This window comes from Rhodococcus sp. BE178 (assembly GCF_050433545.1).
Classification (GTDB): Bacteria; Actinomycetota; Actinomycetes; order Mycobacteriales; family Mycobacteriaceae; genus Prescottella.
Genome location: NZ_JBNPXA010000002.1, coordinates 620917 through 641435, shown reverse-complemented (window position 1 = coordinate 641435; position 20519 = coordinate 620917). Strand labels below are relative to the sequence as shown.

13 protein-coding genes are annotated in these 20519 nt (G+C 66.3%); 10 read left to right on the top strand and 3 right to left on the bottom strand.

Going from position 1 to position 20519, the window contains the following annotated elements:
- Nucleotides 1-96: 96 nt before the first annotated feature.
- Complete coding sequence (gene glsA / locus J2X34_RS06975) at nucleotides 97-1923, bottom strand: glutaminase A (protein WP_114724209.1); 1827 nt, start codon at nucleotides 1921-1923, stop codon at nucleotides 97-99.
- A gap of 156 nt (nucleotides 1924-2079) precedes the next feature.
- Here glsA and dxs point away from each other — a divergent pair, with 156 nt between their 5' ends.
- A complete protein-coding gene (gene dxs, locus J2X34_RS06970; RefSeq protein WP_174914641.1) occupies nucleotides 2080-4050 on the top strand; it encodes a 1-deoxy-D-xylulose-5-phosphate synthase in 1971 nt (656 codons plus the stop codon).
- A 6-nt stretch (nucleotides 4051-4056) separates the two neighbouring features.
- Here dxs and J2X34_RS06965 read toward each other — a convergent pair whose 3' ends face one another.
- Complete coding sequence (locus J2X34_RS06965) at nucleotides 4057-5652, bottom strand: oleate hydratase (protein WP_114724208.1); 1596 nt, start codon at nucleotides 5650-5652, stop codon at nucleotides 4057-4059.
- Between the two features lie 289 nt (nucleotides 5653-5941).
- Here J2X34_RS06965 and J2X34_RS06960 point away from each other — a divergent pair, with 289 nt between their 5' ends.
- Nucleotides 5942-6736, top strand: a complete 795-nt coding sequence (locus tag J2X34_RS06960) for a pentapeptide repeat-containing protein (RefSeq protein ID WP_217487197.1) — start codon at nucleotides 5942-5944, stop codon at nucleotides 6734-6736.
- Nucleotides 6737-6739: 3 nt separating this feature from the next.
- Here the strand turns inward: J2X34_RS06960 and J2X34_RS06955 are convergent, their stop codons facing one another.
- Nucleotides 6740-8176 (bottom strand): sugar porter family MFS transporter, encoded by a 1437-nt coding sequence (locus tag J2X34_RS06955; protein WP_429516418.1) that lies wholly within the window; start codon nucleotides 8174-8176, stop codon nucleotides 6740-6742.
- A gap of 104 nt (nucleotides 8177-8280) precedes the next feature.
- Between J2X34_RS06955 and J2X34_RS06950 the strand changes: the two genes are divergently transcribed.
- From J2X34_RS06950 to J2X34_RS06915, 8 genes are all read left to right on the top strand, one after another.
- Nucleotides 8281-8670 (top strand): SseB family protein, encoded by a 390-nt coding sequence (locus tag J2X34_RS06950; protein ID WP_114724206.1) that lies wholly within the window; start codon nucleotides 8281-8283, stop codon nucleotides 8668-8670.
- Nucleotides 8667-9284 carry a hypothetical protein gene (locus J2X34_RS06945; protein ID WP_429516417.1) on the top strand — a complete coding sequence of 206 codons (618 nt, stop codon included), beginning with the start codon at nucleotides 8667-8669 and terminating at the stop codon, nucleotides 9282-9284. The genes J2X34_RS06950 and J2X34_RS06945 overlap by 4 nt, the downstream gene beginning before the upstream one ends.
- Before the next feature lie 136 nt (nucleotides 9285-9420).
- Complete coding sequence (locus tag J2X34_RS06940; protein WP_429516416.1) at nucleotides 9421-9909, top strand: putative T7SS-secreted protein; 489 nt, start codon at nucleotides 9421-9423, stop codon at nucleotides 9907-9909.
- A complete protein-coding gene (locus J2X34_RS06935) occupies nucleotides 9852-14186 on the top strand; it encodes a DUF6531 domain-containing protein (RefSeq protein ID WP_429516415.1) in 4335 nt (1444 codons plus the stop codon). Before J2X34_RS06940 ends, J2X34_RS06935 begins: the two co-directional genes overlap by 58 nt.
- 11 nt (nucleotides 14187-14197) lie before the next feature.
- Nucleotides 14198-14635: a hypothetical protein gene (locus J2X34_RS06930; RefSeq protein WP_429516414.1), complete on the top strand. Its 438-nt coding sequence runs from the start codon at nucleotides 14198-14200 to the stop codon at nucleotides 14633-14635.
- Nucleotides 14636-16073: 1438 nt separating this feature from the next.
- Nucleotides 16074-16583: a barstar family protein gene (locus tag J2X34_RS06925; protein ID WP_429516413.1), complete on the top strand. Its 510-nt coding sequence runs from the start codon at nucleotides 16074-16076 to the stop codon at nucleotides 16581-16583.
- A gap of 1148 nt (nucleotides 16584-17731) precedes the next feature.
- Nucleotides 17732-19015 carry a hypothetical protein gene (locus J2X34_RS06920; protein ID WP_429516412.1) on the top strand — a complete coding sequence of 428 codons (1284 nt, stop codon included), beginning with the start codon at nucleotides 17732-17734 and terminating at the stop codon, nucleotides 19013-19015.
- Complete coding sequence (locus J2X34_RS06915) at nucleotides 19015-20430, top strand: lipase family protein (RefSeq protein WP_429516411.1); 1416 nt, start codon at nucleotides 19015-19017, stop codon at nucleotides 20428-20430. The genes J2X34_RS06920 and J2X34_RS06915 overlap by 1 nt, the downstream gene beginning before the upstream one ends.
- Nucleotides 20431-20519 lie beyond the last annotated feature (89 nt).

Below are 20519 nucleotides of genomic sequence, written 5' to 3'. Positions count from 1 at the left end.
CGAGCGGATGTGGGCCTTAGACAAGCCACACCCCACTCGGAGGTTCTCTTCACATCAAGCCGACACGCCCGCTACCAACGTCCTGACCGGGTACACCTAGTCGGTGCGTCCGTGCTGTTCGAAGGTGCGCAGCAGCATCCCCAGTTGCCCGTACGCGGCTGTGGCGAGGCGTTCGAGGAGCGCCGACTTGATCTGTGGGGCATCGGCGGTCAGCCGTGCGAAGCCGTCGGGCGGCAGTACCGCGAGGGTCACCGCGGTGTCGGCGCGGACGTCGTTGAGAAATGTCGAGTTCAGCAACGTCGGCATCTCCCCGAACGTCATCCCCGCCGCCAGTGTCGTGATTCGGTGGATCGCGCCGTCCGCCGAGGTGACGGTGGTGCTCGCGCGGCCGGACAGGATCAGGAAGATCCCGGCGGCGGGGTCGGCGCGTCGGGCGATCAACTCACCACGCGCGAAGGTCCGCGACTCGAGTTCGTCGGTGAATCTCTCGAACTGGTCGGCGGTGAGGTCGGCCAGGAGCGGATGCTGCTCCAGGTCGATCGACTCGGGCTGACGGCCCCCGCGGCAGTGCCGCGCCAGCAGTATTTCCTCGCACCACTGGGTGGCCCAGTCCAGGTCCGCGAACACCCGTCCGCCGGGATCGTCGGGTGCAAGGGTGGACAGGGTGTGTCCGAAGAGCCCCTCCGGGTCGACCAGGGCGCTGTGGCACCCGCCGTCGGCGAGGTCGGCCCGCAGCGACTCGATCATCCGACGAGCGATCCCGCTGACTTCGTCGACCCGGCGCACATCGACCACGACGGCCTCGAGGTCGGCGCGTTCGGCGTCGATCTCCCGGACCGCCGTCTCGGCGCCGGTGAACAGTAGATCGCCGTGCAGTTCGTAGATCCGCGCGCGGCTTCCGAAGGCGTCGAGAGTGGCCAGCTCGGCGTCGGTGCGGCGTGTGCGCGACGGCGCCGAGCCGACGTCGTAGCGTGCCCGGATCGACGAGCGGGCGGCCCGGGTGACGTGCAGGAAGTGCAGTTCGAGGTCGCGGGACAGTTCCCGGCACGCCTGCACGCCGCGGACGCTGTTGCCGTGCCGGTCGAGTCGGGGGGAAAAGACGGCGATGCCCAACTGTCCGGGCAGCACCGCGAGGACGCCACCGCCGACGCCGCTCTTGGCCGGCATCCCCACCTCGGTGACCCACTCGCCGGCGGCGTCGTACATCCCGCACGTGGTCATCACGCTGAGGACCCGCTCGACGAGGGCGGGGTTGAGCACCCGGTCCCGGGTGAGCGGGTTGACGCCGTTGTTCGCCAGGGTCGCCGCCATCAGCGCGAGGTCGCGGCAGGTGACGTCGATCGAACACTGCCGGAAATACAGGTCGACGGCCTCGTCGGGGTCGCCGGTGATGACGCCGAACGAGCGCAGCATGTAGCCGATCGCGCGATTGCGGTGCCCGGTGCGGGCCTCGGACGTGTACACCGCCTCGTCCAGCGTCAGCTGCCGTCCCGCGCAGCGCGAGTAGAGCTGCCGGATCCTTTCGAACCGCTCGGCCGGATCGGCGCCGGCGACCAGCGACGCCGACGTGATGGCGCCCGCGTTGATCATCGGATTGCGCGGCCGCTCGGTGTCGGGGTCGAGGCTGATCTCGTTGAACGCCTCGCCGGACGGCTCCACATCGATCTTCTCGGCGACGGCGTCGACGCCTCGGTCGGCGAGCGCGAGCGCATACGTGAACGGCTTGGAGATGGACTGGATGGTGAATGCGGTGCCGCAGTCGCCGACCTCGTACACGTGCCCGTCGGACGTCGCGACGGCGATCCCGAAGCGGTCGGGTGTCACCGCCGCCAGCTCGGGAATGTAGTCGGCGACGTTCCCGTCGTGATTGGCCCGGACCACGTCGTACACCCGGGTGATGAACTCGTCGACCACATTGCCCATGGAGCAACAGTAGGATGAGCGAACAGTCCGGGATGTGTATTCGAGCACGAGCGGCGCGGTCGGATCCGATGCCGAGCGGCCTCGTGTTCGGCGGCTCCGTAGACTTGTCGGGCTGTCGTGTGACAGCCCGTGAACCTGCTGGAGGGAGCGATCTCGTTGGGTGTCCTTGCCCGTATCCAGACGCCTGACGACCTGCGTCAGCTCGATCCTGAGGAGATGAAGGAACTCGCCGCGGAGATCCGCGAGTTCCTGGTGCAGAAGGTGTCCGCCACCGGCGGTCATCTCGGCCCCAACCTCGGCGTCGTCGAATTGACGCTCGCGCTGCACCGGGTGTTCGATTCGCCCTCCGACCCGATCATCTTCGACACCGGCCACCAGGCCTACGTCCACAAGATCCTGACCGGCCGCAAGGACGAGTTCGACTCACTGCGCAAGCAGGGTGGTCTGTCCGGTTACCCGTCGCGCGCCGAGAGCGAGCACGACTGGGTCGAGTCGTCACACGCGTCGGCCGCGCTGTCGTACGCGGACGGGCTCGCGAAGGCGTTCGAGCTGTCCGGGCAGAACCGGCACGTCGTCGCGGTGGTCGGCGACGGCGCGCTCACCGGCGGCATGTGCTGGGAGGCGCTCAACAACATCGCGGCCGGCCGGGACCGCTCGGTCGTGATCGTGGTCAACGACAACGGCCGCTCCTACGCCCCGACCATCGGCGGGCTCGCGGACCACCTCGCGGCGCTGCGCCTGCAGCCGGGCTACGAGCGGATCCTCGACAACGGCCGCCGCATGGTGAAGAAGATGCCGTGGGTCGGCCGGGCCGCGTACCAGCTGCTGCACGGGATGAAGGCCGGACTCAAGGACGCCGTGAGCCCGCAGGTGATGTTCACCGACCTCGGGATCAAGTACCTGGGCCCGGTGGACGGGCACGACGAGGTGGCGATGGAGTCGGCGCTGCGGCGGGCCAAGGCCTTCGGTGGTCCGGTGATCGTGCACGCCGTCACCCGTAAGGGCATGGGTTACGCCCCCGCCGAGAACCATGTCGCCGACCAGATGCACGCCACGGGCGTGATCGACCCGCTCACCGGTCGCTCCCGCGGAACCTCGGCCCCGGACTGGACCTCCGTGTTCTCGGCGGAGCTCATCGCGCAAGCTGAGCAGCGCGACGACGTCGTCGCGATCACCGCCGCGATGCCGGGCCCCACCGGGCTGGCCGCGTTCGGCGAGCGCTTCCCGGAACGGATGTTCGACGTCGGCATCGCCGAGCAGCATGCGGTCACCTCGGCCGCCGGTCTCGCGCTGGGCGGCATGCATCCGGTGGTCGCCATCTACTCGACGTTCCTCAACCGTGCGTTCGACCAGTTGCTGATGGATGTCGCGCTGCTGAAGCAGCCCGTCACGATCGTGCTGGACCGTTCGGGCATCACCGGCGTGGACGGCGCGAGCCACAACGGCATGTGGGACCTGTCGCTGCTGGGCATCATCCCCGGCATCCGGGTCGCCGCGCCCCGCGACGCCGCGACCCTGCGCGAGGAACTGCAGGAGGCGCTCGCGGTGGACGACGGCCCGACGGTGATCCGGTTCCCGAAGGGTGCCGTCGGCGACGACGTTCCCGCGGTGCGCCGCCTCGACGGTGTCGTCGACGTCCTGCAGATGCCCGAGGACGACCGCGGCGACGTGCTGTTCGTTTCGGTCGGTTCGTTCGCTGGGCTGGCACTCGAGGCCTCCGAACGTCTCGGCCGGCACGGGATCTCAGCGGCGGTCGTCGACCCGCGGTGGGTGCTCCCGGTGCCGGAGTCGCTGGTCAAGCTCGCCGAGAACTTCCGGATGGTCGTCACCATCGAGGACAACGGCCTGCACGGCGGGATCGGTGCCACCGTGTCGGCGGCGCTGCGCGGGGCCGGCGTCGACGTTCCGTGCCGGGACCTGGGCGTGCCGCAGCAGTTCCTCGACCACGCGTCCCGCGACCAGATCCACAGTGAGCTCGGTCTGACCGCGCAGGACGTCACCCGCCAGGTCACCGGTTGGGTCGTGGGCCTCGACCGGGCGAAGACCGACGGAGAGGTCGCAGTGGGGCTCGACAAGCAGGCACTCGACAAGCCGGGTCTCGACAAGTCGAATCCGGCTGTCGGATAGAGGCTTCTACCGGAACGCCGCCTCGAGTGCCTTGATGCCGACCTTCGGGTCGAGCAGCCCGTGGTAGATCGGGGGGATCGGCTGGTCGACGTCGAACAGCGTGTAGACGGCGTGCATCGCGCCGTGGACCGAGTATTCGACGGTGAACACGACGTCCTCGGGCAGGGAAGTGAACTGCCCGAGGAACGCGAAGTTCTCGGAGCCGGCGGGGATCACCTTCGGGCGGTCCTCCGGCACCCGCCGGCTGAACAACGCCGACGCGTACGGCATCATCACCGTCGTCACGTCGGTGGTGGCGAGCACCTCGTCGAGGATGTCTTCGAAGCCGTACTGGTGGATCAGTTCGGTGAGAATCTCCTTGCCGGTCGCCTGGGACATCTTCTTCTTGACGTAGTCGCCCTCGTTGTCGATGTCGAACCCGTAGCCCCACAGCGTGTAGATGTCCTCGGGCTGCTCCGGGAAGTGGGGCTGGTACGGGATGGCGGTGGACAGGTGCCACCCCGACTCGAACCACGTGGTCAGCGCGCCTGTCCCGGGCTCGTTGCCGGTGTACTCGGTGATGCGGCGCAGCAGGGTGTCGCCGCGCATGGTGAGGGTGAACGACTCCCACTTGTTCTCGTCGATGTTGCCGTAGAAGGTGTTGGGCCGACCGAAGTCCGGCGCCTTCTTCGCGATCTCCTCCCACAGCGACCAGTCGTGGTCGACGCGGTCGCGAATCAGTGGTGGGACGTCGTTGTTGCCGCCGTAGGTGGAGTCGGCGGTGATCGAGCCGAGCGTGACGAACGCGTAGTCGTTCTCGCCGAGGTCGATCGTCGATCTGCCGTCGGCGTTCTCGACATGCAGACGGGTCACCCGCCGTGGCTGACCGGCCTGGGCGAAGTCGACGTCGACGACGCGGTTGGCGAACCGGACGTCGACATTGCGCGACCACATCCACCGCTGCAGCGGTACCACCATCGAGTCGTACTGGTTGTAGACGGTGCGCCGGACACCGGACAGCGTGTGGATCCGGGGAAATTCCTGGACGAAACGCAGGAAGTAGCGGCGCAGTTCGGCCGCCGAGTGCCACTTCTGGAACGCGAACGTTGTGCGCCACATCTGCCAGAAGTTCGTGGTGAAGAAGTGGTCGCCGAACATCTCGTCGATCCGGCGGGCGCCGAGCGCCCGTTCCGGCAGCCCCAGCAGGCGCATCATCTCGAGCCGGTCGCGGTTGTCGAGGCCGAGTTGCGACGCGTCGACGATTGTGTGCCGCGCGTCGATCAGGCGCGCCTTGTCGTTCGTCTTGACCTTCGCGTTGAAGTCGAGGATCTCCTGGCGGACGCTGATGTCGGGATTCTCCAGCGACGGAATCGACTCGAGCAGATTCCACGTGCACTGGTAGGCCTCCTCCTCGAGTATCCGTCCGCCGCGGGTGACCCAGCCGTCGGTGACCGCGGGGGAGCGTGCGCCGTCGAGGGCACCGCCCTCCACGTCGAGTTCCTCGAGGATGTGCACATGGTCGCCGGGCACGCCGGCGTCCCGGATCGCGAAGGCGGCGACCGCCATTCCGGCGATGCCGCCGCCGACGATCCAGAGGTGGGCCTGTCTCGGGTCGACTGCCATGGGGGACCTCCCGCTTCGGAGCGGCACCCCCGACACCACGCATCCCGGCGACGTCGGGTGCCGCGGGGAGCGACATCGCGAGGACCCACGCCAAGTGTTCGCCACCGGTCGGGCGCCGTCAACAGGCCGGACTCGATCGGTTTCGGGTCGGTCTGTGAATGGCTGTGCCGTTCAATGCGTTTGGGATAGTCCCCTGTGTCGGGTGACAATGGTGGCGCCCGGGGAGCCCCGGTGTGAACCACGGGGGAATTGTCGACTGCGTCGGAAGGACTCGATTCGGGTGCCGGAAATGACTGAGCTGTCCGCAGATTGCGGGCAGTGCTTCGGGCTGTGCTGCGTCGCGCTGCCGTTCGCGAGGTCGGCGGACTTCGCTGTCGACAAGGACGGCGGGACGCCGTGCCGCAACCTCGTCGACGACTTCCGGTGTGGCATCCATACCGAATTGCGGACGTCGGGGTTCACCGGCTGCACCGTGTACGACTGCTTCGGCGCCGGACAGAAGGTGTCGCAGGTGACGTTCGGCGGTCGCAGCTGGCGGGACGCCCCGGACACCGCGCGATCGATGTTCGACGTGTTCCCGGTGCAACGGCAACTGCACGAGCTGCTGTGGTACCTGGAGGAGGCGCTCCGGATCCGGGCCGCGGCGTCACTTCGGTCGGAGCTGACGGCGCTGCGGGACGAGACCGTGACGCTGACCGACAGCACGCCGGACGTGCTCGCGGGCCTGGACGTGGCCGAGCACCGTGACAGGGTCAACGGCGTGCTCCTGCAGGTCAGTGAGCGGTTCCGGGCGGGTGCTCCTGGACGTCCCCGCAATCACCGCGGCGCGGATCTGATGGGTGCGAAGCTGGCTCGCAAGGATCTGCGCGGGGCGAATCTGCGCGGCGCCTGGCTGATCGGTGCGGATCTGCGGAACGCGGATCTGCGGATGGCCGACCTGATCGGCGCCGACCTGCGGGGCGCGGACGTGCGGGGCGCCGATCTCTCGGACGCTCTGTTCCTGACCCGGTTCCAGATCGGTGCCGCGCGGGGTGACGCGCACACGAAGCTCCCGTCGGCGCTGTCACGACCCGCTCACTGGTAGCGCTCAGCCGGCCTGCTCGAGGGTGCGGCCGCGGGTCTCGGTCACGAACTTGGCGACGACGAAGAGCGAGAGCAGCGACATCACCGCGTAGCCGCCGTACGTGAGCGACAGGTTCCAGTCCGCGAGGGACGGGAATGTCGCGGACACGAGGAAGTTCGCGACCCAGTTGGACGCCGTGGCGACGCCGACGGCCGCCGCCCGGACCCGGTTGGGGAACAGTTCGCTGATGAGCACCCACACCACCGGACCCCACGAGAGCGCGAAGAAGAACACGAACGCGTTGGCGGCGATCAGCGCGACGGTGCCGCCCGCGCCCGTCAGGGTCGCCACCGACTCGCCGATGTCGTTCGTCGTGACCGTTGCCGAATGGAAACAGACCGCGGCGGTCGCGAGGGAGGCGGCCATTCCGACCGAGCCGACGAGGAGCAGGGGCTTGCGCCCGATGCGGTCGATCACGGCGATCGCGACGAACGTGCCGACGATGTTGACCAGCGCGCTCACGACGCTGATGAGAAGCGAACGGTCCTCGCCGAATCCGACGGCCTGCCACAGTGTGCTCGAGTAGTAGAAGATCACGTTGATGCCGACGAACTGTTGCAGCGCGGCCAGCGCGATGCCGACCCACACGAGCGCCGCGACACCGGTGGTCTTCGAGAACAGGGTCCGTACGCCCACCCGGGTGCGATCGGCGCCGAGGGACGTGCGGATCTCCTCGATCCGGCGCGTGACGGCCTCGTCGTCGCCACCCTCGAGCTCGCCGATGATCGTGCGGGCGGCGTCCTCTCGGCCGCACCGTACGAGGTGCCGCGGTGATTCGGGGATCGTGAAGGTCATCACGAGGTAGAACAGCGCCGGCACGGACTCGATCGCGAGCATCCACTGCCATGCCTCGACGCCGAGGAGTTCACCGCGCCCGCCACCGGCGGCCGACGACAGCGCGTAGTTCACGAGTTGGGAGATGGCGATGCCGAGCACGATCGCCAACTGGTACATCGAGCCGAGTCGGCCGCGGATCGCGGCGGGCGCGATTTCCGCGATGTAGGCCGGTGCGATCACCGACGCGAAACCGACTGCGACGCCGCCCAGTACACGCCACAGAGTGAGGTCGACGATGCCGAACGGGAACGCCGAGCCGAGCGCGCCGATGACGAACAGCACCGCCGCGATCTGCATCACCCGGATGCGGCCGAGCCTGTCGGCGATACTGCCCGCGACCCAGGCGCCCAGCGCGGCGCCGAGCAGCGTCAGCGACACCGACAGACCGGTGGCCCCGGCGCCGATGTCGTAGCGGTCGCGTATGGAGCCGACCGCACCGTTGATCACGGCGGTGTCGTAGCCGAACAGGAAACCGCCGAGTGCGGCGGCGGCGGAGAACAATACGGCCAGCCCGACGGCGGCGTGAGCGGCTGAGGGCTGCCCGGTGGTACCGAGATTCGACATGGGCGGCCTCCCATCCGAGGATTCCTTCAGCCGGGACGCTACGCCGAATTCGTCGGGTTCGGTCGCGATGGCGCCGGGTAGTAGCATTGCGCCGATTCCGGGGGATGGAACGTAGGGGGAGTTCGGTGCGTGGGGGCTGCACAGATCTCATTGCCGAGATCGACGCTTTCTATCAGGGCTTCGGGCAGCCGAACGCGCTGTTCGACGCGTTTCGCCGGGCACCGCTCTTGGTGCCCCTGACGGCCGAGAACCGAGTGTGGAGCTCCGAGATCCGTGATCTCGGATGGGTTCCCGCGTTCACCAGTGAACGCGAGTTCGCGCGGCACGCTCTCACACGTGGTGAACGCATCGAGGCGCGTTACCACACACTGTTCGGTTGGCGGATCGTCGAGCAGGTCCTGCCCAGCTTCGACCGGCAGACCGGGGTGGTCGTCGACGTCGCTGGTGCTCGCCCGATGGCCTTTCCGCCCGATCTGGGTGCGGCGCGATCATGAGTGCAGGGCTCGAGGTCGATCCCGTCGTTCTGCGGCAGGCGGCGCAGGGGATCACCGGGATCATCGACTCGCTGTCCGAGCTCGGGATCGGTGAGACGGCCGCGGCGGGTAGGGGTTTCGCGATGCTGGCGCTGTCGCCGATGGAGGCGGGATCCGAGGCGGTTCAGAAGAGTCTCGAGGAGTACGCGGAGCGGTGGTCGTGGGGCGTGCGCAACCTCGTCCGGTCGGCGAACGAGATTGCCGAGCTGCTCGATCTCCAGGCCGGGCGCTATCACATGATGGACCAGCAGCTCTCCGACACCGTCAAGACCGCATGGACCCATGTCGCGGGAAATCCGCACCTCGGTGAGGAGGAGATCAGCGAGCGGTCCTGGTGCGAGACGTTGGCGGACAACCCGGTCAACAACGTGCTCCATCCCGACTACAGCGGGGAGTCGTTCGACGCCGCGATGGACACGATCCGGACCAACAACGAAGTGATCTCGGCGGTCGGCCCGCAGGCGTTTGCCAACGTGTCGCCGGTGGTCGCGGACGTTGTCGGTGTGGACGTTGCAAGCGGTTACCACACCGGCGCTGCCGAGCAGGCGGCGTCGGTCATGCATGACCAGACCTGACCGACGGCCAGGGCTGGGGCAGGGCGGGGGGGAGAACTGATGGGGCTATGGGTGGGACGACGTCATCGGAGGCCTGGACAAGGTCGGCGACTTCGTCGAGGACGCGGCCGAAGGAGTTGTCGAAAAGGCCGGCCAGGTGGCCGATGCCGGTCTCGACGCCCTGGCGGGTGTCGCCCGCGGCCTGGGCGCGGACGGGGTTGCCGACGTCCTCACGGACCTCGGCGACCGGGTTGCCAGCAGCACCGGTGGTGCGGTCGACGAGGTCGAACTCGGCCAGACCACCGATCCGCGGGAACTGATCCGTGGCGACGCCGGTGCGGTCAACGAGGCCGTCACCACGCTGACCGAGCTGGGCACGAACATCGGGTCCACCGGGACCTCCCTGCGCACGGTCGACGCCGCCGGCTGGACCGGCGACGCGGCCGATGCATTCCAGGCCGTCTACGACAGGCAGCCGGCGCTGTGGCAGGACGCTGCCGATGCGATGACGTCCGCCGCGCAGTCGCTGACCTGGTGGGCGAACACGATCGAGTCGGCGCAGGCGCGCGCAGCCGACGCGATCGCGCGATGGGAGCAGGCCGCGACAACGCCGCGTCACAGATCGCCGGTCAGTTGGCGGCCCTGACCGACTCGGCGCCCGAGGAACCGCCGTTCACGCAGCGGATGGCCGCGAACTTCGGAGACCTGACCGACGTGATCGAGCACGGCAGCGTCAACTTCACGTCCGGTCTCGTCACCGGCGTCACCGGAATCGTGCAGTTCGTCCGACAGGTCAACCCCGTCGATCCGTACAACCTCAGCCACCCGGCGGAGTACGTCGAAGGACTCAGCGACCTGACGACCGGCCTCGTGGTGGCGGCGGCGGATCCCGGGGCCGTGGTGGAGGCGTTCCTCGCCGACGCACGGGCCAACCCGTTCGAGTTCGCGGGAGCGCTCACCGGAGACGCGCTGCTGACGGCGGCGACGGGTGGCGCCGGCGCCGGAGTGGCCGGTGCGCGGACATCCATGCACGCGGTCGAGTTGGCGAGTGACCTGGGGAGCGGCCTGCGGACCGCCGACCATGTGGCCGACGCGACCCGCCACGTCCCGACGCCCGACGTCCCACGCATGGAGGCCCCAGGGCTCGACTCTCCGAGAATCGATGCGCCGGAAATCGATTCACCATCGTCGCTGCACGACACGGACCCAGGCACCCCGGACCAGTCCACCCCCGCGCACGACCAGGGCTCGACCGGCGCCGGCCACGACCCCGACTTCACCCGTCCACCCGAGGGCGAAAACCCGAACCCACAGCATCTCGCCGAATCCGACTCCGGCGCGGCGCGGACCGCGGAGGACAACGGCCCGGCGAGCGACCAGACGAGCAACCAGGTCACCGAGTGCCAGGACCCCGTCGATGCCGCCACCGGCGAGTTCCTGCTGCCCGAAACCGATCTGACGCTGCCCGGCGTGCTGCCGCTCGTGTTCGGGCGGCGACACCGCTCGAGCTACGGATTCGGCCGGTGGTTCGGCCCGAGTTGGTCGTCGACGATCGACATGCGGGTCGTGGTCGAGGAATCCGGTGTCACATTGCTCGCCGAGGACGGCGTGATGGTGGTCTATCCGCACCCGGCGGTGGGCGAACCCGTCCGTCCGAGACAGTCCCTGCAGCGCTGGACGCTCTCGCGGACCGAGACCGGCGGCTACGCGGTGCACGACCCGGACCGGTCGCTGACCTGGCACTTCGCCCCCAAAGCCGAACTCGGCGGGGTCGATTCGGCGCTGGGCAACATCGCCATCAGCGCGATCACGGACGGGTTCCGCAACCGCATCCGGTTCCACTACGGCCCGGACGGTGCACCGGTCGAGGTGTCCCACACGGGCGGTTACCGCGTGCTCGTCGACGCGCGCGGCGGACGGATCGGCGCGCTGTCGGTGATCGACCCGGAGACCGGTGCCGCCGTCGTGGTCCGCCGTTTCGGCTACGACGGCGGGCATCTGACCGCGGTCACCAACGGTTTCGGCGGTACGACCCGCTACGCGTACGACGCCGACGGTCGGATGCTGTCGTGGCAGGACACCAACGGCAACCGGATGGTCAACACCTACGACGCCGACGGACGGGTAGTGGTCCAGAACGGCACCGACGGCATCATGTCGGCCCGCTTCGACTACGTGCCGACGGCCGACGGGCCGGGGTCGGTCACGGTTGTCACCGACTCGCTCGGGGCCCAGACCGCGCACGGGTTCGACAGTGACCTGCGTCAACGGGACCTGATGTCGCCGAACGGCTCTCGCACGCACACGGACTACAACGAGCGCCGCGAGCCGCTGCGCGTGATCGGCCCGGACGGCGCCGTGACCCGGTATCGCTACACCGCCGACGGCGACGTCTCGCAGATCACCCGGCCGGACGGTCACTCGATCACCGTCGACTACGCCGGGCCGCGCAGGCCGGTCGCCGTCCACCAGGTCGACGGCACGGTCGTCCGCCAGGACTGGGATACCGCGAACAACCTGGTGGCCGTCACCGACGCCGGGGGAGCGCGGACCGAGTACACCTACCACTCGACCGGGGCGGTGTCCTCTGTCACCGAGCCGACCGGCGCCCGCACCATCGTGGAGTGTGACGACGCCGGACTGCCCGTCGCCGTCACCGACCCGATGGGGGCGACGACGCGCATCACGCGCGACGCGTTCGGGCGCACCGCCTCGGTGACCGACCCGACGGGTGCGGTGACGCGACTGCGGTGGTCGCCCGACGGCAGGCTCCTGGAGCGGACGCATCCGGACGCCGCAGTCGAGTCGTGGGAGTACGACGGCGAGGGAAACCTCGTGCGGCACACCGACCCCGTCGGCGCGACGACGTCGTACACGTACGGATCCTTCGATCTGATGGCCTCGCGGACCGACCCGGACGGCTCGGTCACCGCGTACACGTGGGACACCGAGCGGCGCCTGACGGCGGTCACGAACCCGCTGGGGCAGACCTGGTGGTACGAGTACGACGCGGACGGGCGTCTGGTCGCCGAATCCGATTTCAACGGTGCGCGAACCGCATACACGCACGATGTCGCGGGACGAGTCGCAACGGTGACGTCCGCGACCGGCGTGACGCGCCACCACTCGCACGACATCCTGGGCCGCCTGCTCGACGTCACCGCCGACACCGGCGAGTTCCGGCGCTACACCCACGATCTGGCCGGACGGACGCTGTCGGCAGTCAGTGGCATCGGCGGGGATCCGATCCATACGGTCGAGTTCGAGTACACGGCTGCGGGGCAGTTGGCGCGGCAGAGCGTCGACGGAGCGGGCGAACTGCGCTTCGACCACGATCCGTTCGGGCGGCGCGTCGAGCGGCGTTCGCACACCGGAGGTGTCACCGGGTGGCGCTGGAATGCGGCGGGCCTCGTCGCCTCGGTGGCGGTCGACGGGCACTCGATCGGTCTCACCTACGACGCGCGCGGCGCGGTCACCGGGTGGAGAGCGGGAGAGTTGGGGATTACCCGCGGCCACGATTCGCGCGGGCGGCTGACCATGCAGGAGGCGGTGGCGCATCCGGCGTCGTCGCTGAGCTTGAGTTTCGATTCCGGTCCGGCCTCCGCTTCGCGGGTGTTGCGGTCCGACGTGTTCGACTACCGTCCGGACGGCTATCTGGCCGGGCAGACGACGACGACCGATCGGGTGCTGCGCCGGCAGTTCGAGCTGGATGCGGCGGGCCGCATCACATCCGTGGTCGACGACGGCACCGCGGTGGAGCGGTACGCGTACGACGCGCTGAGCAACATAGTGACGCAGACGGCCACGGCGGATCTCGATGACGACGGCGGGCGCGAGTATCGCGGAACGCTGCTGGTGCGCGACGGCCGCACGCGGTACAGCTACGACGACGCCGGCAGGCTGATCCGCAAGGTCACGACCAGACTGTCGCGGAAACCGGATGTGTGGCAGTACCGGTACGACGCGTTCGACCAGATGGTCGAGGTGACGACGCCGGACGGGGTGCGGTGGAGGTACAGCTACGACGCCCTGGGCCGGCGCACCGTCAAGTCCCGTCTGGCCGAGGACGGGTCGGTGGCGGAGCGGACGGTGTTCACGTGGGATGCGACGACGTTGGTGGAGCAGTCCACGTCCCATCGCGTCACCCGGTGGACCTATCAGCCGGGGACGCACACGCCCCTGACGCAGGCCTCGGTGCCGGCGGTGGGCCCGGCGGATCAGGCCTCGGTGGATGCCGAGTTCTACGCGATCGTGTCCGACCTCGTCGGCACGCCGACCGAACTGGTCGATCCGGTGACGGCCGACGTCGCGGGGCGGTCGGCGATGTCGTTGTGGGGGAGCACGTCCTGGACCGGCGCTGCCGACACCCCGATCCGGTTCCCCGGCCAGTACTTCGACGACGAGACCGGCCTGCACTACAACCTGCATCGCTACTACGACCCCGTCACTGCGCGTTACGCGACGACGGATCCGCTCGGACTCGCGCCGTCGCCGAATCCGAACAGCTACCCGCACAACCCGACGGTGTGGTCGGATCCGCTGGGGTTGGTACCGTGCCCGGACAACCGTGAGTTCGAGAGTAGGGAATCTGCCCGTGATGCTGCCTTTGATCGGGCGGGAATTGCCCAGGGTGCGACGCCGGACGCCGCTTGGGAAGTTGGTGGAGATGTAACACGCCGCGGGTTCCCTGGGTACCTATACTCTGAGAACCAGGGTTCGTGGGGGAATTACGCACAGTTTGAAACTGCGAATGGTTCGAGGGTGGTAGTGGAGCACACATCCGATCCGATTCAACGTCCACATTTCCATGCGGGTCAACCAAAGCTGGATTCAGGGCGAAACTTCGTGAACTTCGGATGGGACTCCGGCTCCGAGTTGGAGCGGTATGCGCCAGTCGATAGGAAGCATCACTTCTACTATTAGGTGGGTCTGTTTTGAATCTGGAGCAACGCCAGAAGATTCGAAATTCTGGGCTGGAGATCGTCGCGGAAGGGGGAACGCCGGGTAGCCTGGATCCAGTGAAGGCGTGGAAGATGTCGATCAATCTGGACTCGAAGCCAGTCGCCATCGTTTCTGACGATAAGTCGGACGCTGCAGCCTTGGTTGATAGGGCCTGGCAGGGGGCAGCTAAAGATCATGGTCTCTTCAGTGGCGACGGTACTTTTCTGCTGAGCATTCCCGGTGATCCTTTTCATTCCACTAGATGGTATCGAGTCCGCATTAGAGGAGCCGTGAAGATGGCGGAGTTCTTTGTTGACGGAAACGGTTATCCGGAATTTGTCACAGCGTCCGTCGATGGGTATCCAGTCGTCGGTGTTTCTTCAGAAGAGGATGGAACATGGATTCTTGCATTCGATGGGCCAGATCGTTGAACTCCGCAACTTGGCATCTCTATCCATCTGACTCTTCTGGGATTAGATAACATCCTGGCGGGGGAAGGTGAGCGTTGCCCCGGGTATTCTGATACTGACCCCTGCGGTCTGTTCCTCGTGATGGCTGGACGGTGCTTCCAACGAGCCCGAACAACGAATTCGCGATTACCTGGCACCGATTCCCGCGGCACCGCCCGATCAGTCGGTCGCGCGCAGGCACGGATCCGATCCGGTGCATGTGCGCTGGAAGAGTGGCGGGTCCGCCGCACCCAGTGCTCACGGACGCATCTTGTCGACGACCCTCGCGGACCCACGCGCCACATCTCAACACACCGAACGGCGATCATTATGGCTATTAGCGAGAGAATCTCACTGAATCGGGAATCGGCCGAATCCGTCCCTATTCTCGCGGATCTCGCTCGTCGCGGTCCACGGATCGGTATTGTTGGTGTCGAGATTCGTCGCGAGGGAGCTCTGTCGATATCTCTGCCAACGCATTGAGCCACGTTGCTCCCTCTGTCTTGGCCGGTCGACTGGTCCTCGTCGGAGTGTCCCCGCCACTTGCTCCGCTCAATCGACGCGGCGCTCTCACGATGAAACGTGAATCTCTATGGAAGCGTTGGGAGAACGATCGAGCAGTGCTGCCGCCCGGAGATCGGCACGACTTCCAGTTCGATCGGAACGACGACCTGCTGCAGTTCGGTGGCTGGTTGACGACCGATACGGCCAACTTCGTTGCTGCCGTTGAAGTCAGTCGTGACCGCTCAGCCGTGTGTCTTCTCCTACCCCCAGAGTGCGCAATCGATGAACTCGAGCGCGTGATCGAAGGATTTCGCCGGGTGTCTGTCGACGGGAACTCGTTGGTCAGGCATTTCGTTCCGCTTGTTCTCGAGGGCGCGATGCTTGTTCGGGGGTTCGGGGGTTCGGGTCGTTCGACGACCGGGTCGTCGGCACGGATGTCTTTGCGGAGGAGGAGGTTCTCGACGCTATTCAATCGGGTGTCGAACACTGGATGTCCGACGGAGGGACGGCACCCTAGGTTGATCCGACGCCCGAGCGCCGGCACCGATCGGATCCGGTGCCGGCGCTCGGTTGACGATGTGCCGCTGGTCAGTTGAAGTCGCGGGGCGTTTCGCGACCTTGTTCGCCGCGTCCGTCAGCTGCGGGGTGAGCTGGTCGATAACCCACGGGGTTGCGAGGACGCTGGTCTGGCTCAGGCTGGCGATGATCTTGATAGGGCCACTGCGGTGCCGGGCTTGACCGCGCCGAGGGAGGTGCACAATGGGCGATTCGATGACTTCAAGTTCGCGCATGACCCATTGTTTCGATACGGAAGATGCTAGATTCTAATGCTCGAAAAGTGTGTCAACGTCGATACCGTCAAGATAGTGGACAACAGCATGGCGAACTGCAACGACCAATACAGGAGCATTATCCAATGGACAGGCTAGATCCTGCTGCAAGTATGACATCAAACGCGCGACCGTGGGTTTTTGCGGGTGAGTCAGACGAGCTCGACCCGTATGTCCAAGCTATTTCGGCGCTACCGGATTGTTTGGTCGTGCGTTTCGATGGCAAAGATATGCAAACCCTTGATGACCTCTTCGAAGTCTATGGGCGGGCCTTCGGTTTTCCGGCCTACTTCGGGAAGAACTGGCCAGCATTTGATGAGTGTATGTCAGATCTGAATGACACGCCATCGCCGGTGTATCTCGTGGTCGTCGAAGAGGCGGAGAGGTTGCTGGATGATGATTCTGATGAATTGTCAACATTCCTGAAGGTCTGTTCGGCGATTGGCCGATATTGGTCCAGCAGAATTGGACTGGGCTCGCTTTGGGGTGGCGGAGAAGTTGCATTCAATACGCTGATTCTATTCAGCCGACCGTCAGGTCCAGTGCTCGACACCATTAGATCAGATCATGAAATTCTGACACTACGTGATGGTTGAAGGCTCTCTGGTTGATCCTTCGCGAAAGTTGCGAAGGAAGTCTAATTTCTTTGGTTTATTGCCCGGTCGGACGCTTCGGAAGTGAGTGACAAATGGTTGGGTCGAAACTGGCGCTAAGTACAGGATACAGGATGTGGTGGTCGGCGCGTTGATGTGTTTGAGGCTCTCTGTGGACTGCATTGCTTCCGTTGTCACCATGATCGGGTAAGGGTCGGCCAGTCTCACCTCACTGAACATCTCGGATTGTCTCGCTCGAGATCTGAATGCTTGGAACGGTAGGCATCAGTCGAATGCCTAGTTGTCGATGGAGGCTAGGCGCGAACCCGATGTCGTCACTTCGATCCAGCGGTTGGCGGGGAAGGATCCTTTCCCCAAGGATCGCTGAAGAGTGGTCGGATGTATCAAAAGTTGAATACTGTAGCGAAGGATTCCTTCGGTTGATTCCGTGATTGATGACAGGCGCCCCGTCATAGCAATAGCGGGAGATTCTTACTGAATCGGGAATCGGCCGAACCCGTTCCTGTTCTCGAAGATCTCGCTCACCGTCGTGCATGAGTCGGTATTGAGGTTCGTGGAGAGGGGGCGCAGTCGATACCTGGTGCGGTTGCTGTCGCCGCTGACACGCTGAGCGTCGCCGACGACCTGTTGCGTAACCACCGACTCACCGTTTCGGAGGTCGCCCGGCGGGTCGGGTACACCAATACCGGAGCGTTTTCGGACGCATACCTCCGTGCCTGGGGTAGGCGTCCGAGCGCCATACGTACCTCGGCCAAAGGAGGAAACCGCGCAGGCGACAGATGATCCGGGGCAGCGAGGACCTTCCCCGCCGCCCCCTGATAGGCCGCCAGGTCGGGCGTGTGTCCTGGATTCCGGCAGCTCGGATCACTGCCGGCAAGCGTTCTGATTTCTGGAAAAGAGAACGCCGACGGGTTTCCTCGAGATTGATCAATGATGTGCGTGACGGTGATCGAATGGGGTCGCCGGGGGTGCGATGTTCTGAAATGGGGTAGTCATCCCATTTGTCGCTATCCAGGAGTTTTGGTGGGTCGTATCGACGATTTCCGATGATTCGAACCGGTCGGTAAGTATTGTCTGCGTAGATCGAGCATGTCGGGGTGGCCATTTCCGAGTGAGCCCTGGGGGGCGACATGAGTGCTGGATTGAAGGGGCGCTGGACCCTGCGCGCGTCCGTCGCGGGCGTGGTCGGGGTCCTGGTCGCGACGACCGTGGCGGTCGGGGGCGTGGCGTCGACACCGGCGGCGGCGTCCGAAACGGACGTCGACCACTATCTGAATCTGTCGATGAGCAATCGGGACGCGGCGCACGGCCCCGGCGGGGTCAATCCGGCGCTGCCCACCGACCGCGCCACGCTCAGCCGACTTCTGGGCGAGGCCCGCGCGAGCGGCGCCGCACCGCACGAGTATCAGGCATTGCTCTTCCAATACTGGCTGGTGGAGGCCACCGACACCGCGGGGATCGACCTGGCCGCGTGGGATCCGCGTGCCGGGGTGGCGGTGAACCGGGACAACCTGATCAGGTCGTACCGCCTCTACGAGGACTTGCAGCTGGAGCGCCGCGAACTGCAGTGGGCGGGCATGGGCGGCATGGTCGGCGCCGACTTCGGCGGCGGGCTGATCGACTTCGAACTCATGACGAACGCCTACGACCTCCCGCCGATTCAGCAGTCCGCCCGGGCCGTGGTCGCGGCCGCCACCGGCGTCGCCGGCCCGGACATCGTCGACTCGCTCTCGGACGGACTGCGGGCGCTGGCCGAGGCTGGAAGCGAAATCACCAGCGAGGACCTACATTTCATCCTCGGAATGATCATGGTGATGCAGAAGAACATCTTCTCCGACCTGATGCCCATGCATCGCGCCTACGTCACCGGTGGGCTCCCCGCCCTCGAAGAGATGCAACGTGCGGGGCTGTTCGGTGACGACATCATGACCGCGTGGCGTGATGTCGCGTCGCAGGATCCGGACCGGATCGCGCGCGGCAACGGTGCGCTGTTGCAGCGGGAACAAGGTGTGATCATCCGGGACCAGTGGGACACCGTTCGCAACTACAAGGACACCGTCGGCCAGGCGATCACGTACCTGTCCACCGTGGCGGGGTCGCCGTCGGTTGCCGGGGTACTGCCGCCACGCTCGTTCCGTCCCATCGAAGTCAGCTCGCGCCTGCCCGATGGGCGCACCGCTACCCTGACCAGTCCGCTCCCGGCGTGGAACTGGTCCGTCTACGACGAGCGATGGGACTACATCACCACCCAGCTCCTCCCGAAGTACAAGGACATGGTCGAGAACAACTGGCCGCAGCTCGAATCCGAGCTACGTGTGCCCTACGAGACGCAACTCGAAACGCATCGACCGCTGCTCAACATTCCCCAGATCATGCAGGCCGCCCTGCAGAACACGGAAGTGACGGTGTCCTGATGACAGTCAATGCGACTCGGGGCCACAGGCTCTCCGCAGCTACACGAATCCTGTCCTACGCGGCGGTGGCCACCGCCGCGATCATGGTCGCCCCGGTCGGCGCGTTCGCCCAATCGGCTGACGGGTCGTCGTCGGCTGACGGGTCGTCGTCGGGCGGCGGCCAGTCCGACGTGCGGACGCCGCGCCTCGACGAGGTGTTCAACGGATTCGTCGTCGGCGCGCTCGACGCCGGGACGGCTGCATCGCGAGTCGAGTCGTTCAAGGCGCTGACGTCGCGCGACTCCTTCTACGACGAACCACCACTGACCGGGGCGGAGCGCCCGGGCACCGTGCTCAAGATCAAGCCGGTCGACATGATGTTCCTCGGCTACAAGCCGGGCAGGATCGACGCCTACAAGATGATGTACGTGACGACCGGACTCGACGGAACCACACCCGAGGTCAGCACCGGCATCGTGATGATCCCCGTCGACGGCACGCCCGCAGCGGAGAAGAAGGTGATCAGCTACCAGGAGGCCAACGACAGCGTCGGCGCCTACTGTCATCCGAGCACCCAGTGGACCGGCGGGAATCCGCTCGACGGCGCCGCCTGGTCCGCGCTCGGACCGCTGGCATTGATGTTCGGCAAGGGCTACGCGGTGGTCATCTCCGACGTCGGCAACGACGGCGACCCCGACCCGCACGGCGTCTTCGCCGGAAAGTACGCCGGCCACGCCCAACTCGACGCCATTCGTGCCGCCGTGTCGGCCCCGAGCACGGGGCTCAGCGCACACGCCCCGATCTCTCTGTTCGGTATTGCGGGAGGCGGAGTCGGCGCAGGCTTCGCCGCCGAGGCGCAGGCGCAGTACGCCCCGGAGTTGGACATCCGGTCCACCGTCCTCGAGGGCATGGTGGTCAACACGCGGAACTTCATGCGCACCGCCGACGGTTCGATCGGCTCCGGGTTCGCCTTCGCCACGTTGCTCGGTCTGGAGCCGAAGTACCCCGAGATGCGGATCGACGAGAAGCTGAACCCCGTCGGCAGGGCGCTGGCCCACGTGTATCGAACGCAGTGCCAGACGCCCGCGTACTTCACGGCGCCGTTCGTTCCATTGGAGACGCTCTTCGTCGGTGGGCAGAACCCGGCCGACATTCCCGCGTTCCAGCACGTCTACGACGACAATCTGCTCGGGACCGAGGCTCCGAAGTCGAAGGTTCTCATCACGTCGTGCGCCAAGGACGACTCACCGATGTCCCTTGTGCCGGCAAAGGACTCACGGGAACTCGCCGACAAGTATCGGGCCGGGGGAACCGACGTGACGTACGCGCCGAGTGACTGCAGCATGGTGCGGATGCTCACGGACCTCTACGGGTGGGGCACTGACCTGTTCGGGATGCAGACCATCGACTGGATCGAACAGAACTTCGCCGAATGAGCAGCGCACGCCGCGAGAACGGGAGGAGGTGACCGACGTGATCGATGCCATGTTCACCGGGAGCAGCTACATGTTCTCCCTGGGGCCTG

Coding starts and splice junctions, on each gene's coding strand:
- J2X34_RS06920 (WP_429516412.1), top strand. CDS start 17,732: ATGAGTGCTGGATTGAAGGGGCGCTGGACCCTGCGCGCGTCCGTCGCG.
- glsA (WP_114724209.1), bottom strand. CDS start 1,923: ATGGGCAATGTGGTCGACGAGTTCATCACCCGGGTGTACGACGTGGTC.
- J2X34_RS06945 (WP_429516417.1), top strand. CDS start 8,667: ATGAGTGCAGGGCTCGAGGTCGATCCCGTCGTTCTGCGGCAGGCGGCG.
- J2X34_RS06955 (WP_429516418.1), bottom strand. CDS start 8,176: ATGTCGAATCTCGGTACCACCGGGCAGCCCTCAGCCGCTCACGCCGCC.
- J2X34_RS06925 (WP_429516413.1), top strand. CDS start 16,074: ATGGACAGGCTAGATCCTGCTGCAAGTATGACATCAAACGCGCGACCG.
- J2X34_RS06950 (WP_114724206.1), top strand. CDS start 8,281: ATGGAACGTAGGGGGAGTTCGGTGCGTGGGGGCTGCACAGATCTCATT.
- J2X34_RS06915 (WP_429516411.1), top strand. CDS start 19,015: ATGACAGTCAATGCGACTCGGGGCCACAGGCTCTCCGCAGCTACACGA.
- J2X34_RS06965 (WP_114724208.1), bottom strand. CDS start 5,652: ATGGCAGTCGACCCGAGACAGGCCCACCTCTGGATCGTCGGCGGCGGC.
- J2X34_RS06935 (WP_429516415.1), top strand. CDS start 9,852: ATGGGAGCAGGCCGCGACAACGCCGCGTCACAGATCGCCGGTCAGTTG.
- J2X34_RS06960 (WP_217487197.1), top strand. CDS start 5,942: ATGACTGAGCTGTCCGCAGATTGCGGGCAGTGCTTCGGGCTGTGCTGC.